The organism is Paenibacillus sp. FSL R5-0527 (genome assembly GCF_038008055.1).
Taxonomy (GTDB): Bacteria; Bacillota; Bacilli; order Paenibacillales; family Paenibacillaceae; genus Fontibacillus; species Fontibacillus macerans.
Genome location: NZ_JBBOYI010000001.1, coordinates 7024575 through 7038863, shown reverse-complemented (window position 1 = coordinate 7038863; position 14289 = coordinate 7024575). Strand labels below are relative to the sequence as shown.

Here is a 14289-nt window from a genome sequence, read left to right as displayed (position 1 = left end):
ATCCGAAGCAGAGTGGAACCGCGCGCAAAGCGCCTCTGCAGCGAAAAGCTGCAGGGGCGCTTTTTCGTGTCTGTGCGGCGGTTGTTATTGGAAATATCCAATAGAATTGGTGATTGGGGCGAATATGATCGCATGATTGGATATTTCCAATAGATCAGGCTCGTTAGGTCGCAAAATGGGTGACTTGAGCAAAATCTATTGGATATTTCCAATCAGAGTCCCTGATTGCGTTCGATTTCCGTAAATCTATTGGAATTTTCCAATCGGTTCTCGCGCTCGGGGCACCAATTGTGGATGATCGCCATAGGAAAAAGAAGGTGGGGGGAAGCTATGTTCAAGAGAGTCAGATCCGATATCCAGGCGGTGTTTGATAACGACCCGGCGGCAAGAAGCTGGTTTGAAGTGATTTTTACGTATTCCGGCCTGCATGCGATTTGGAGCCACCGGATCGCTCACTTCTTCTACCGCCGCCGCTGGTTTACGGTTGCGCGAATCATCTCGCAGGTCAGCCGCTTTTTCACCGGCATTGAGATCCATCCGGGAGCCCGGATCGGCAACCGGCTGTTTATCGACCATGGCATGGGCGTCGTCATCGGGGAAACTTGCGAAATCGGGGACGATGTGGTTATCTATCAGGGAGTCACCTTGGGCGGAAGCGGCAAAGAAAAAGGCAAACGCCACCCGACGATCGGCAATAACGTCGTGATCGGGTCGGGCGCGAAGGTACTCGGCTCGTTTAAAGTCGGGGATCAAGTGAACATCGGGGCGAACTCCGTCGTCCTGAAGGAGGTTCCTCCCGGCAGCACCGTCGTGGGGATCCCGGGGAAGGTGGTCCGTCTGGACGGCAAGCGGCTCGACCGCCTCAGTCATCAGCTGCCCGACCCGATGGTCGACGCGATGCGGGAAATGCAGCGGGAAATCGAAGCGCTGCGGGGCGAGGTCCGCGATTTGAAGCAGCGGCTGCGCGAGGAGCAGCCTTCGGAGCTGTAAACGCCGCGTGAAGAGCGGCCCTTTAACCGCAAGAACTCCGCTGGTCATGGGCGTTTCACATACGTTTCGAACCGAGTGAGATTTTGTCGAATAACCTTCAGTTGAAAGGAAAGTGAGTATGGCACTGCAGATCTTTAATACGTTAACCCGGAAAAAAGAAGAGTTTGTCAGCATCACCCCGGGTAAAGTCAATATGTATGTTTGCGGACCGACCGTTTATGGTTATATCCATATTGGGAACGCGCGGCCGATGATTTTTTTTGACGTTGTACGCAGCTATTTGGAAAACCAGAATTACTATGTGAACTATGTCGTCAATTTCACCGATGTGGACGACAAGCTAATCCGCAAAGCCGAGGAGCTGGGCAAAACGGTTCCTGAAGTGGCCGAGATGTTCATTCGGGCCTATTACGAAGATTTGGAAGGGCTTGGCATTCGGTGGGCCACGGCGAATCCGCGGGTGACGGAACATATGGACGTGATCATCGGCTTCATCCGCGATTTGGAGCAGAAAGGTTTTGCTTACGAGAACGGCGGGGACGTTTTCTTCCGCACCCGCAAGTTCCCGGAATACGGCAAGCTGTCCGGCCAAAACATCGACGAGCTGCAGTTCGGGATCCGGATCGATGTGGATGAGCGCAAGGAGCATCCGGAGGATTTCGTGCTGTGGAAAGCGGCCAAGCCGGGTGAAATCCATTGGACCAGCCCATGGGGCGAAGGGCGTCCGGGCTGGCATATCGAATGCTCGGCAATGTCCCGGCTTCTGCTTGGCGATACACTGGACATTCACGGCGGGGGCCAGGACCTGCAGTTTCCGCACCATGAATGCGAGGTCGCGCAGTCGGAAGCGGCTACCGGCAAACCGCTGGCAAATTATTGGATGCATAACGGTTATATTAATATCGGCGGCGAAAAAATGTCGAAATCGCTCGGCAACGGGGTTCTCGTCAAAGATTTGCGCGAGAAATACAAGCCTGAAGCGTTCCGTTATTTTATGCTGTCGGCCCATTACCGCAACCCGCTGAACTTTACCGAAGAGACGATGGTTCAGGCGGAGCGCAGCGTGGAGCGGATCGGCAACGCGGCGAACAATCTTCGCCACCGCCTGCAAGGGGCCGGAAGCGGGGCCGATGCGGCGGCGCCGGCCTGGGAAAGCAAGCTGGAGCAAATCCGCGATACCTTCCATGCGAAAATGCAGGATGATTTCAATACGCCGGATGCGATTACGGCCGTGTTCGAGTGGGTCAGCGAAGTCAATGCTTTGCTGCAGCAGCCGGAAGTCGGGCGGGCCGACCTGGAAGCGGCGCTGCGGCTGTTCGACGAGATGAACGGCGTGCTGCGGATTGCCCCCGCGCCGGCGGAAGCCGAGCTGCTGGATGCCGACATCGAGGCGCTCATCGCGGAGCGGGCGGAAGCGCGGAAGGCCAAAAACTGGGCGCGCGCGGATGAAATCCGCGACCTTTTGGTCGCGCAGGGCATCGTCCTTGAAGATACGCCCCAGGGCATGAGATGGCGCCGGAAATGACGGGACGAGGCCAAACGGATAAGGAACGCCCGGCGGGCGAGGCGGCTAAGGCTGGCAGTGCGGGTACCGGCATGGAGGCTTCCGGCGGCGAGGCGGCTGAACAGGCCGCCGTCGGCGCTTCCGGCCGCACGGGCGCTATAGCCGGCACCGGCACAGTTCCGGCTGCTAAAGGCGCTGCCACTGGCGCTTCCGGCCGCGCAGGCGCCGCCACCGCCGGGGACGCTCCGGTCGGTACCGCAGCGGGTACCTCCGCCGGAGTTCCAGCTGCGGCTGTTTCAGCTGGCGGAGCCGCCAATGGCGCTCCCCTCGCGGCGCCCCTGTGGTTCCCCGACGCGCCCTCCAAACCGGCGCGCCTGCTGCCGCCGCTGGCGCTCGCCTACATCGGGGACGCCGTGTTCGAGGTCGCCGTCCGCCAGCATGTGATGTCCCGCGCCAACCTGCGGCCGCATCATTTGCACCGGGAGTCGACGAGGTACGTCTCGGCCAAAGCGCAGGCGCAGCTGCTCGCCTTGCTGGAGCCGCAGCTGACCGAAGACGAAAGGGATGTCGTCCGCCAGGGCCGCAACGCCAAGTCGGGAACGATCCCGAAAAACGCCGATGTCCTGGAATACCGGCACGCCACCGCCTTCGAAAGCCTGGTCGGCTACCTGTACTATACGGGCGCCCACGACAGGCTGCGCCAGCTGGTGGCTCAAGGCTTTGCGCATTTGGATAGCGGACGGCGGGATTGACAACAGCATTATTTTCATAACAACGGGAGACTTATGAAGCTCTCTGGGAGGATTACGATGGAGGATCAAGAATGGATCGGCGGCAAGCATTCGCTGCTTGAGGCGCTGCATGCCGGCCGCGCGATCAACAAAATCTGGGTGGCGGAAGGAGCCCAAAAACACCTTACCCAACCGATTTTGGCAGAGGCCAAAAACCGCGGCATCGTCGTCCAGTTCGTGGACAAAAGAAAGCTGGACCAAATGGTGCCGGGGCTGCAGCATCAAGGGGTAGTCGCCCAGGTCGCCCCTTATGCCTATGCGGAGGTAGACGATTTGCTGGCCGCTGCCAACGAGCGGGGAGAAGCGCCTTTTTTGCTGATTCTCGACGAAATCGAAGACCCGCATAACCTGGGTTCCATTTTACGGACCGCCGAGTGCACGGGCGTGCATGGCGTTATTATCCCCAAGCGTCGTTCGGCCGCCGTGACGGCTACGGTATCGAAAACTTCGGCCGGGGCGGTGGAATATGTTCCCGTCGCACGGGTGACGAACCTGGTGCAGACGATGGAACGGCTGAAGGAGGAGGGGATCTGGATCGTCGGGACCGACGTGAACGCCAAGCAGGACATGTATCAAGGCGGCGGCGTACTGAACGGTCCGGTGGCGGTCGTCATCGGCAACGAAAACAAAGGGATGGGGCGCCTCGTTCGCGAAACCTGCGACGTGCTGCTGAAGCTGCCGATGAACGGGCGGCTGAACTCCCTGAACGCTTCGGTGGCCGCGGGAGTCATGATGTACGAAGCGCTGCGCAGACGACGCGCCGAAGGTTAGCGGGTATGCGCGACCTGCGCGACGTGCTGCTGGTTGACGGGTACAACATGATCGGCGGGTGGCCCGAGCTGGCCGAGCTGTCCAAGCGGGACCTGCAGGAAGCCCGCGACAGGCTGCTTGAGCGGCTCGCCGATTATCAGGCTTTTTCCGGAAGGAAAGTGATCGTCGTATTCGATGCTTACCGTGTGCCGGGACTCGGCAAAACCTTCGCCCAAAATAAAGTGGACATGTACTTTACGAAGGAGAAGGAAACGGCCGATGAATGCATCGAGCGGCTGGTCGGCGAATTCAGTCACCGGCGGCGGCAAATTTACGTGGCAACAAGCGACATGGTGGAACAGCATGTGATTTTCGGCCAGGGGGCCCTGCGCATTTCGGCCCGGGAATTATTGACTCAGGTGGAGCAAAGCGAACAGGAAATCCAGCGCAAAATCGCCGAACGAAGCGAGAAATCCAGCCGGAATACGCTGGATGCCAAGCTGAGTCCGGAGGTGCGCCAGCTGTTTGAAAGATGGCGCAGGGAATAAAAGGGCATTCTTTTATTCTCCTCCCAAATACTCTTGACAAAGTTCGACTTTACATCTTTTGGTACTTTTGTTGTTGACGCTTTTATGGACCTTCATATATACTGTTCGTATTACTTGACTGAGTGACGGGGTACCGTGCGTTGCAGCCGGAGGGATTTGTGGTGAGTGTCAAACTCGAATCATGGGTTAGGTTTGACTATGAGATCCAAAATGACGAAGACATTGTCGAGGCGGTCCGCGAAGGCGACAGCGATGCGCTCGAGTACTTGATCAACAAGTACCGGAGTTTCGTGCGCGCCAAAGCCAGGTCCTATTTTCTGATCGGGGCCGATCGCGAGGACATCATTCAGGAAGGCATGATCGGACTTTACAAATCGATCCGGGACTTTCGAGGGGATAAGCTGGCTTCGTTCAAAGCGTTCGCCGAACTGTGCATTACGAGGCAGATTATTACGGCGATCAAGACGGCGACCCGCCAGAAGCATATCCCGCTGAATTCCTATGTTTCCCTGGACAAGCCGATCTACGACGAGGAATCCGATCGCACTTTGCTTGACGTGATTTGCGGTTCTCAGGTGAGCGATCCGGAGGAGCTGATCATTAACCAAGAAGAGTTCAGCGGACTTGAGGACAAGATGTCCGAGATTCTCAGCGACCTGGAGCGGAAGGTGCTTATGCTGTACCTGGACGGGCGTTCTTACCAGGAGATCGCCGTGGACCTGAACCGTCACGTCAAATCGATCGACAACGCGTTGCAGCGGGTCAAGCGCAAGCTGGAACGATATCTGGAAGTTCGCGACGGCAGTATTTAACTAAGGGAACTGATTATTTTTCATATGAAATCGAGTTCAAAAAGTGCTATAAAAAAAAGAATAGACAAGGGCGCCTGTATGTAACGGGAGGCCCTTTTTTTGGAAAAGCCCGCCCGTTCGCAGGCTCTACGCTTAAGGCCGATTTGAGGGCGCAGGGTTTATCTTCCAAAATCGTGACCAATACTATAAATATTCGTAGGGGTTGGCTTGTTGTCTCGTTGACACGACTATAGCCATGTGATAAAGTGTTTTAGGTAGGCCTAAATTTGTGCTTGCATTTTTTTGAATGCCGAATTTTAGGTCAATATAGAGACGCTCATAAGAATGTCTTCGGGAGGTGCACATCATGCGGGTAATAATTACGTTGGCTTGTACGAACTGTAAACAAAGAAACTACACGACAACGAAAAACAAGCGTAACCACCCCGACCGCATGGAGATGAAGAAATTTTGTAAGTTTTGCAACGAGCAAGTTCTTCATCGCGAAACCAGATAGCCTTTGGAGGTGTAGTCGCGCATGAAACGCAGTTTCAAGTCGTTTTTTTCTTTTTTCTCTGAGAGCTGGGCTGAGCTTAAAAAGGTTCGCTGGCCTAATCGTAAAGAGCTGACTAATTATACGCTGATTGTGCTCGGTACAATTGTCGTTGTGGCGATTTATTTTTGGGTTCTGGACATCGGCATTTCTGCTGTGATCGAAGCGATAATTTAAGAAGGGTCCCTAGGTGGCTTGATATGGAAAAAAGATGGTATGTCGTTCATACCTATTCCGGGTATGAGAACAAGGTCAAAGCCAATTTGGAGAAGCGTGTCGAGTCCATGGGCATGGAAGACAAGATATTCCGCGTACTTGTTCCGATGGAAGAAGAAGTGGTGAACAAAGACGGCAAGAAGAAAACCGTCATGCGCAAAGTTTACCCGGGGTATGTCTTGGTGGAAATGATCCAAACCGACGATTCCTGGTACGTTGTCCGCAACACGCCGGGTGTCACGGGATTTGTCGGCTCCACGGGTTCCGGTTCCAAACCTACTCCGCTGCTTCCGGAAGAAGTGGAGCAGATCCTGCATCATATGGGCATGGAAGAGCCGAAGCCGGTGATCGAGTTCGAACTCAAAGAATCCGTACGCATCAAAGTTGGCCCGTTTGCTAATTTTGTCGGCTCGATTGAAGAGATTTTAACGGACAAGAGCAAGCTGAAGGTTCACGTCAACATGTTTGGCAGAGAAACCCCGCTTGAGCTGGATTACACTCAAGTGGAGAAGATATAATTAAGTGTTCAAAAGATGTTTTTTTTGAACTACTTCTAAAGGTTTCTTAGGTTTCAAAGTGGGAGGAACTGTGTTCCGTCTACCACTATTAGGGCAAGGAGGTGTTTTACATGGCGAAAAAAGTTATTAAAGTGGTAAAACTGCAAATTCCTGCGGGTAAAGCGAACCCTGCACCTCCGGTAGGTCCGGCGTTGGGTCAAGCGGGTGTCAACATCATGGCATTCTGTAAGGAATTTAACGCACGTACCGCCGATCAAGCAGGTTTGATCATTCCGGTTGAAATTTCGGTGTTTGAAGACCGTTCTTTTACTTTCATCACCAAAACTCCTCCGGCAGCCGTTCTGCTTCGCGTCGCAGCGAAGATCGAGAAGGGTTCCGGCGAACCGAACAAGAAGAAAGTGGCTACCGTGAAGCGCGACACCGTTCGTCAAATCGCGGAGCAAAAAATGCCTGACCTGAACGCAGCGTCCGTCGAAGCGGCTATGCGCATGGTTGAAGGTACGGCCCGCAGCATGGGCATCACGATCCAAGACTAAGTTTGGATCCATGGATGAAAATATATATTGCGGACCGCATGAACCGCATTGCATACATTTTCATCCCCAGATGAATTACTGTGTTGCAAAATACGTCAACATAGCAATTCATCAACGGATGGAGTTTTATAAATGATCGAAGCATATTTATAAATTCCATCCCAAGTGGGAGGATATTCCGCTAATACCACAAAGGAGGACGAATTCATGGCTAAACACGGTAAGAAATACCTGGAAGCCGCTAAGCTGATCGACAGCGAAGCGACTTACGAGCCTTTGGAAGCCGTTGAACTGGTGAAGAAGGCGGCGACTGCCAAATTCGACGAAACCGTCGAAGCAGCGGTTCGTTTGGGCGTAGACCCTCGTAAACAAGACCAAGCCGTTCGCGGTGTGGTTGTCCTGCCTCACGGCACAGGCAAAACCCAACGCGTACTGGTATTCGCCAAAGGCGACAAGGCGAAGGAAGCGGAAGCTGCCGGAGCTGATTATGTAGGCGATCAAGACATGATCAACAAAATCCAACAAGGCTGGTTCGAATTCGATGTCTGCGTAGCTACGCCGGACATGATGAGCGAAGTTGGTAAACTCGGCCGTCTGCTCGGCGGTAAAGGCCTTATGCCTAACCCGAAAGCAGGTACCGTTACGTTTGACGTAGCGAAAGCCGTTCAAGAAATCAAAGCGGGTAAAATCGAGTACCGTCTGGATAAAGCAGGTCAAATCCATGCGCCAATCGGGAAGGTTTCTTTCGGTGCTGAACAGCTGAACGAAAACCTGAAAGCTCTTATTGACGCGTTGAACCGGGCTAAACCGGCTGCGGCCAAGGGCGTTTACTTGAAAAATATCGCGATTTCTTCGACCATGGGCCCGAGCGCTCGCGTTAATACAGCATCTTACAGATAATACCTGCGACCTGGCGGCAAGACGGATTGACAACAAAGTGAATCCGCTGGTATACTGAAATGGTTGTTTTGATGTGAGACTGACATGTGAATATGCTTACCGTAGACAGTAGGTGCCGCAAGGCTTAATTTCCTACCGAGGTGTTCTGATAGAACGTAATTTCATGCGGGTTTTCCGCGTGAAATGCTTCATTCAAGCCTTCGTGATTCTACGGAGGCTTTTTTAATGGTGTGAAAGGCTCATGCAATTCTAATAGGAGGTGTACAGTTTGGCAAACGCAAAAGTCATTCAAGCGAAACAAGAAGCGGTTGACGTGTTGACTGCGAAGCTGCGCGAAAGCGCAACGACTGTCGTAGCGGACTATCGCGGATTGAATGTTGCACAAGTTACCGAACTCCGCAAACAGCTTCGCGAAGCCGGCGTGGAATTCCAAGTGCTGAAGAATACGCTCGTTCGCCGCGCAACCGCCGCTGCGGAACTTTCTGAACTGGACGAAGTGCTGACCGGTCCAACGGCCATCGCTTTCAGTACGGAAGACGCAGTAGCTCCGGCAAAAATTTTGAGCGATTTCGCCAAAAAGAACGATGCATTGAAAGTGAAGGGTGGCGTGGTTGAAGGCCGTGTAGTTGGCGTCGACCAAATCAAAGCGCTGGCGGATCTTCCGTCCCGCGAAGGTCTCCTTTCCATGCTCCTCAGCGTGCTGCAGGCTCCGATGCGCAACTTCGCGCTCGCGGTCAAAGCCGTTGCCGAGAAAGAAGAGGGCGGCGCAACCGCTTAAGCCTCTTCGGCAGTTCGTGATTTGAAGTACCACAACCCATAAACTATTAAAATAATGGAGGTTCAACCATGAGTAAAGAATCCATCTTGGAAGAGATTAAAGGTATGACCGTTCTTGAACTGAACGATCTTGTAAAAGCAATCGAAGAAGAATTTGGCGTAACTGCAGCAGCTCCGGTAGTTGTAGCAGGTGGCGGCGGCGGCGGTGCCGAAGCTGCTGAACAAACTGAATTCGACGTGATCCTGACTAACGCTGGCGCTTCCAAAATCAACGTTATCAAAGTGGTTCGCGAAATCACGGGCCTCGGCTTGAAAGAAGCCAAAGACCTGGTAGACAACGCTCCGAAGCCGTTGAAAGAAAAAGTGGGCAAAGAAGAAGCCGACGGCATCAAAGCAAAATTGGAAGAAGCAGGCGCAACTGTAGAAGTAAAATAATCGTCTCTTCATTTCAGGCAAACCCCTTGAACCCGATTCAAGGGGTTTGCTTTGCTGTTAAAGCTGCTGCCGAGCCCTACTGGCTGCGATCGACTGTCGGCCTTCGAAATGGCGGCACTTTATGTATCTATTATACGAAGCCCCAGCATTTTATCTCCATTAGCGGCACTTTGTGTACTTATTTTCCTATGAATGGTTCAGAATGTGGCCATTTCCTTGTGATTGGAGAAAATAGCGGCATAAATTCCCCTTATTTCTCTTAAATGGACTGATATCGCGAAAATAACGACATTTTTTGCACCTATTTCTTTGGGAGGGGGGGAGTTCTCGGTTAGGCAGTCTGATTTTTCTAAGTTTTCTCGGATCAATACAAAAGAGCCGTGCTGGCTTAATGGCGGACGAATCGGCTAAAATAGTAAGGCAGGCGTTAGCCGGAAACGAATTAATCGATGTAACGGAGGACGGTATCGATGGCGGATCACTACTATTCCAGCAACCCAACGGCTGAGCATGACCGCAAAGTGTGGGACGCAACGCTGCGGGGGCAGACTTTCCGCTTTGTAAGCGATGCGGGGGTGTTCGCCAAAGGCGGCGTGGACTTCGGCAGCCGTACCCTGATTGAAGCAATGGAAATTCCGCAGGATGCCCAAGTTCTCGACGTGGGCTGCGGCTACGGACCGATCGGGCTTGCGGCGGCGAAGCTGGCCGGCCGGGGGCATGTGACGATGATCGACGTCAATGCAAGAGCCGTGGATTTGGCCCGGGAAAACGCGGAGCTAAACCAAGTGAGCAATGTAACGATTCTGGAAAGCGATTTGTTTGCGGCCTTGAAGGACCAAAAGTTTGATGTGGTGTTGACCAATCCGCCGATTCGCGCCGGCAAAAGCATCGTGCATGCGATTTTTGAGGGGGCTTATGAACGGTTGAAGTCCGGCGGCGCATTGTGGATCGTGATCCAGAAGAAACAGGGCGCCCCGTCGGCAAAGGCAAAGCTGGAGTCGCTTTTTGCGCAGGTAGAGGAAGTTACCAAAGATAAGGGATACCGAATCTATAAAGCGGTCAAAGCATAAACCTCATAAATTGAGGCCTGCTAATCGATAGTTGACTTGACAAATTCGCTATGTTATTATTATAAAATGTCAGCATTAGGATGCCCTCCGTGGCTTTAGTTGCCGAAAGTGTCAATAGTTATGCGTAAATCACGCATAAAAATCGGCTGTTTTACGTATAATATGCACATTTTGGGCAAACTATTGAATACGGGGTCATCAGGGCAGATAGACACGGATAAATGATGCTCTTTTTTCGAAAGCATTCGATAAGGGCTTTTCTTTATTTGTGGATGAATCCGTATGGTCCTATTATAAGGGTACAAACACGGGTTCGCAATGAATTTTTAAGTGAGTAGACATTGAGGGGTGAGTTTAAGTTGGCAGGACATCTTGTTCAATATGGTCGACGCACTCGGCGCAGTTATGCGCGAATTAACGAGATACTCGAAGTTCCGAACCTGATCGAAATCCAACAGAAATCCTACGAGTGGTTCTTGGAAGAAGGCCTGCGGGAAATGTTCCAGGATATCTCGCCAATCCAGGATTTCACCGGAAATTTGGTGTTGGAGTTCATCGATTACAGCCTGGGCGAACCGAAGTACACGGTGGATGACGCGAAGGAACGCGACGTAACGTATGCGGCGCCGCTTCGGGTTAAAGTCCGGCTCATTAACAAGGAAACCGGGGAAGTCAAAGAGCAGGAAGTATTCATGGGAGATTTCCCGCTGATGACCGAAACCGGCACATTCATTATCAATGGTGCGGAACGGGTTATTGTCAGCCAGTTGGTTCGCTCTCCTAGCGTCTATTTCAGCACAAAAGTGGATAAGAACGGCAAAAAGATGTACACCGCAACCGTTATTCCGAACCGCGGAGCCTGGCTCGAGCTGGAGACGGATGCGAAGGATATTATTTACGTGCGGATCGACCGTACCCGCAAAATCCCTGTCACCGTGCTGCTTCGTGCGCTTGGCTTCGGCACGGATGCCGAAATTTTGGATTTGCTGGGCAACGACGAATATATCCGTAACACCCTAGACAAAGACAATACGGATTCGACGGAAAAAGCGCTGATCGAAATCTATGAACGTCTTCGTCCGGGCGAGCCGCCAACGCTTGAAAACGCGAAGAGCTTGCTCGTGGCGCGCTTCTTTGACCCTAAACGTTACGATCTGGCCAATGTCGGCCGTTACAAAATCAATAAAAAGCTGCACATCAAAAACCGTTTGTTCAACCAGCGCCTCGCCGAGACGTTGATCGATACGGTTACGGGCGAAATCATCGCCGAAGCCGGTCAGATGGTGGACCGCCGTTTGCTGGATGAGATTCTTCCTCATTTGGAAGACAGCGTCGGCTTCCGGAATTACCATGTGACGGGCGGCGTGCTGGATTCGGAGGATATCCCTCTGCAGACGATCGATGTGTTCTCGCCGATCGAAGACGGCAAAGTAGTGAAGGTCATCGCCAACCGCAACATCGATAAATCGGTGAAGCATATCACCCCTGCTGATATTATTTCTTCGATCAGCTATTTTATCAATTTGTTGCACGGCATCGGCAGCACGGACGATATCGACCATCTCGGCAACCGCCGTCTGCGCTCCGTGGGCGAACTCTTGCAGAACCAGTTCCGGATCGGCTTGTCCCGGATGGAACGCGTCGTTCGCGAAAGAATGTCGATTCAGGACGCCAACGTGATTACGCCGCAGGCGCTGATCAACATCCGTCCCGTGATCGCTTCGATCAAGGAGTTCTTCGGCAGCTCGCAGCTGTCGCAGTTTATGGACCAGACGAACCCGCTTGCGGAGCTTACACACAAACGCCGTTTGTCCGCGCTCGGTCCGGGCGGTTTGACCCGGGAACGCGCCGGCATGGAAGTGCGCGACGTTCACCCGTCCCACTACGGCCGGATGTGTCCGATCGAAACGCCGGAAGGACCGAACATCGGTCTGATCAACTCGTTGTCCACGTTTGCGCGGATCAACGAATACGGCTTTATCGAAGCGCCGTACCGCTGGGTCGATCCGAAGACCGGTACGGTTACGGAGCAGGTAGCATACCTGACGGCGGACGAAGAGGACAACTATGTCATCGCTCAGGCAAACGCGAAGCTGACCGAAGACAACAAGTTTGAGGATGAGTTCGTTATCGTCCGGTACAACAAGCAGTCCGACAATATTTTGACGATGCCGAGCAACCGGGTCGATTACATGGACATTTCGCCGAAGCAGGTCGTGTCCGTGGCGACAGCGCTCATTCCGTTCCTGGAGAACGACGACTCCAACCGCGCCCTCATGGGATCGAACATGCAGCGTCAGGCGGTACCGTTGCTCATTCCGAAGGCTCCGCTCGTCGGAACCGGCATGGAACACAAAGCCGCCAAGGACTCCGGCGTCTGCATCGTCTCGAAATACGACGGCATCATCGAACGCTCGGCCGCCAACGAAATTTGGCTGCGCCGGGTCGAAGTGGTGGACGGTAAAGAAGTCAAAGGCGACATCGTCAAATATAAGCTGCACAAATTCATGCGTTCCAACCAAGGAACCTGCATCAACCAGCGTCCGATCGTCAAACGCGGCGATATCGTCAAGAAGGGCGACATCCTCGCCGACGGTCCGTCGACGGAAATGGGCGAATTGGCGCTTGGCCGCAACGTGGTCGTGGCCTTCATGACTTGGGAAGGTTACAACTACGAGGATGCGATCCTGCTGAGCGAGAAGCTGGTGAAGGAAGACGTGTACACCTCGATCCATATCGAGGAATATGAATCCGAAGCCCGCGATACCAAGCTCGGGCCGGAAGAAATTACCCGCGATATTCCGAACGTAGGGGAAGAGGCGCTGCGCAATCTCGACGAACGCGGCATTATCCGCGTCGGGGCGGAGATCGCCGCCGGCGACATCCTCGTCGGCAAAGTTACGCCGAAGGGCGTGACCGAACTGACGGCGGAAGAACGTCTGCTGCATGCGATCTTCGGCGAGAAGGCGCGCGAAGTCCGCGATACGTCGCTGCGCGTGCCGCACGGTACCGACGGGATCGTCGTAGACGTCAAGGTATTTACCCGCGATAACGGCGACGAGCTGCCGCCGGGCGTAAATCAGCTTGTCCGCGTCTACATCGCGCAAAAGCGGAAAATTTCCGAAGGCGACAAAATGGCCGGACGCCACGGCAACAAAGGGGTCGTTGCCCGCATTTTGCCGGAAGAGGATATGCCGTTTATGCCGGACGGAACGCCGGTACAGGTCGTGCTTAACCCGCTCGGCGTGCCTTCGCGGATGAACATCGGACAGGTGCTGGAGATCCACCTCGGCATGGCCGCCCTGCAAATGGGCATCCACGTCGCTACGCCGGTATTCGACGGCGCGAACGAAGAGGACGTGTTCGACACGATGGAAGAAGCCGGCATGCAGCGCAACGGTAAAACGATGCTGTACGACGGTCGCACGGGCGAACCGTTCGAACGGGAAGTTACCGTCGGCGTCATGCACATGATTAAGCTGGCGCACATGGTTGACGATAAAATCCACGCCCGCTCCACCGGGCCGTACTCGCTCGTTACGCAGCAGCCGCTCGGCGGTAAAGCGCAGTTCGGCGGACAGCGTTTCGGGGAGATGGAAGTGTGGGCGCTGGAAGCTTACGGCGCCGCTTATACGCTGCAGGAAATTCTCACCGTCAAATCGGACGACGTGGTCGGCCGCGTGAAGACGTACGAATCCATCGTGAAGGGCGAAAACGTGCCAGAACCGGGCGTTCCGGAATCGTTTAAGGTTCTGATCAAGGAACTGCAAAGCTTGGGGATGGACGTCAAGATCCTGACCGAAAACGAAGAAGAGATCGAGATGAAGGAAATCGACGACGAGGAAGATGCCTCCGGCGATAAGCTCAGCCTCAACCTGGAAGGTTCGGAAGTCGGAGTAGAATAGAGCGT

At 53.7% G+C, this 14289-nt stretch carries 15 protein-coding genes and 1 other annotated feature; all 15 genes read left to right on the top strand.

Annotated elements, in window-relative coordinates; genetic code table 11:
* Window positions 1–330 precede the first annotated feature (330 nt).
* The 15 genes from cysE to rpoB all read left to right on the top strand — a co-directional run bounded on the left by cysE (window position 331) and on the right by rpoB (window position 14284).
* Window positions 331–990 carry a serine O-acetyltransferase gene (cysE, locus tag NYE69_RS31900; RefSeq protein ID WP_328270766.1) on the top strand — a complete coding sequence of 220 codons (660 nt, stop codon included), beginning with the start codon at window positions 331–333 and terminating at the stop codon, window positions 988–990.
* A 118-nt stretch (window positions 991–1108) separates the two neighbouring features.
* Window positions 1109–2515, top strand: coding sequence for a cysteine--tRNA ligase (gene cysS, locus NYE69_RS31895; protein ID WP_340930044.1), 1407 nt, complete (start codon window positions 1109–1111; stop codon window positions 2513–2515).
* 317 nt (window positions 2516–2832) lie between these two features.
* A complete protein-coding gene (locus NYE69_RS31890) occupies window positions 2833–3246 on the top strand; it encodes a Mini-ribonuclease 3 (RefSeq protein ID WP_326043862.1) in 414 nt (137 codons plus the stop codon).
* A 57-nt stretch (window positions 3247–3303) separates the two neighbouring features.
* The gene (rlmB, locus tag NYE69_RS31885) at window positions 3304–4056 is read left to right on the top strand and encodes a 23S rRNA (guanosine(2251)-2'-O)-methyltransferase RlmB (protein WP_328270470.1); all 753 of its coding nucleotides are present in this window, start codon (window positions 3304–3306) and stop codon (window positions 4054–4056) included.
* A gap of 5 nt (window positions 4057–4061) precedes the next feature.
* Complete coding sequence (locus tag NYE69_RS31880) at window positions 4062–4583, top strand: NYN domain-containing protein (protein WP_036619484.1); 522 nt, start codon at window positions 4062–4064, stop codon at window positions 4581–4583.
* Window positions 4584–4741: 158 nt separating this feature from the next.
* On the top strand, window positions 4742–5395 hold the full coding sequence (gene sigH, locus NYE69_RS31875) for an RNA polymerase sporulation sigma factor SigH (RefSeq protein ID WP_371861015.1): 654 nt from the start codon (window positions 4742–4744) through the stop codon (window positions 5393–5395).
* Window positions 5396–5741: 346 nt separating this feature from the next.
* Complete coding sequence (gene rpmG, locus NYE69_RS31870) at window positions 5742–5891, top strand: 50S ribosomal protein L33 (protein ID WP_082207653.1); 150 nt, start codon at window positions 5742–5744, stop codon at window positions 5889–5891.
* Window positions 5892–5912: 21 nt separating this feature from the next.
* A complete protein-coding gene (secE, locus tag NYE69_RS31865; RefSeq protein WP_036619486.1) occupies window positions 5913–6104 on the top strand; it encodes a preprotein translocase subunit SecE in 192 nt (63 codons plus the stop codon).
* Window positions 6105–6127: 23 nt separating this feature from the next.
* Entirely contained in the window at window positions 6128–6661 is a 534-nt protein-coding gene (nusG, locus tag NYE69_RS31860) for a transcription termination/antitermination protein NusG (protein ID WP_036619487.1), read from the top strand.
* Window positions 6662–6771: 110 nt separating this feature from the next.
* A complete protein-coding gene (rplK, locus tag NYE69_RS31855) occupies window positions 6772–7197 on the top strand; it encodes a 50S ribosomal protein L11 (protein ID WP_016310704.1) in 426 nt (141 codons plus the stop codon).
* A 207-nt stretch (window positions 7198–7404) separates the two neighbouring features.
* Entirely contained in the window at window positions 7405–8097 is a 693-nt protein-coding gene (rplA, locus tag NYE69_RS31850; protein WP_036619488.1) for a 50S ribosomal protein L1, read from the top strand.
* A gap of 81 nt (window positions 8098–8178) precedes the next feature.
* Window positions 8179–8330: a sequence feature (ribosomal protein L10 leader region), on the top strand.
* Window positions 8331–8365: 35 nt separating this feature from the next.
* The gene (rplJ, locus tag NYE69_RS31845; RefSeq protein WP_251596146.1) at window positions 8366–8875 is read left to right on the top strand and encodes a 50S ribosomal protein L10; all 510 of its coding nucleotides are present in this window, start codon (window positions 8366–8368) and stop codon (window positions 8873–8875) included.
* 68 nt (window positions 8876–8943) lie between these two features.
* Window positions 8944–9309 carry a 50S ribosomal protein L7/L12 gene (gene rplL, locus NYE69_RS31840; protein ID WP_036619490.1) on the top strand — a complete coding sequence of 122 codons (366 nt, stop codon included), beginning with the start codon at window positions 8944–8946 and terminating at the stop codon, window positions 9307–9309.
* A gap of 470 nt (window positions 9310–9779) precedes the next feature.
* Complete coding sequence (locus tag NYE69_RS31835) at window positions 9780–10379, top strand: class I SAM-dependent methyltransferase (protein WP_328270475.1); 600 nt, start codon at window positions 9780–9782, stop codon at window positions 10377–10379.
* A 359-nt stretch (window positions 10380–10738) separates the two neighbouring features.
* A complete protein-coding gene (gene rpoB, locus NYE69_RS31830) occupies window positions 10739–14284 on the top strand; it encodes a DNA-directed RNA polymerase subunit beta (protein ID WP_328270476.1) in 3546 nt (1181 codons plus the stop codon).
* Window positions 14285–14289 lie beyond the last annotated feature (5 nt).

Bases quoted from the DNA above. Each gene is read 5' to 3' on its own strand.
- cysE (WP_328270766.1), top strand. From the start codon at position 331: ATGTTCAAGAGAGTCAGATCCGATATCCAGGCGGTGTTTGATAACGAC.
- cysS (WP_340930044.1), top strand. From the start codon at position 1,109: ATGGCACTGCAGATCTTTAATACGTTAACCCGGAAAAAAGAAGAGTTT.
- rlmB (WP_328270470.1), top strand. From the start codon at position 3,304: ATGGAGGATCAAGAATGGATCGGCGGCAAGCATTCGCTGCTTGAGGCG.
- NYE69_RS31880 (WP_036619484.1), top strand. From the start codon at position 4,062: ATGCGCGACCTGCGCGACGTGCTGCTGGTTGACGGGTACAACATGATC.
- rpmG (WP_082207653.1), top strand. From the start codon at position 5,742: ATGCGGGTAATAATTACGTTGGCTTGTACGAACTGTAAACAAAGAAAC.
- secE (WP_036619486.1), top strand. From the start codon at position 5,913: ATGAAACGCAGTTTCAAGTCGTTTTTTTCTTTTTTCTCTGAGAGCTGG.
- nusG (WP_036619487.1), top strand. From the start codon at position 6,128: ATGGAAAAAAGATGGTATGTCGTTCATACCTATTCCGGGTATGAGAAC.
- rplK (WP_016310704.1), top strand. From the start codon at position 6,772: ATGGCGAAAAAAGTTATTAAAGTGGTAAAACTGCAAATTCCTGCGGGT.
- rplA (WP_036619488.1), top strand. From the start codon at position 7,405: ATGGCTAAACACGGTAAGAAATACCTGGAAGCCGCTAAGCTGATCGAC.
- rplL (WP_036619490.1), top strand. From the start codon at position 8,944: ATGAGTAAAGAATCCATCTTGGAAGAGATTAAAGGTATGACCGTTCTT.
- NYE69_RS31835 (WP_328270475.1), top strand. From the start codon at position 9,780: ATGGCGGATCACTACTATTCCAGCAACCCAACGGCTGAGCATGACCGC.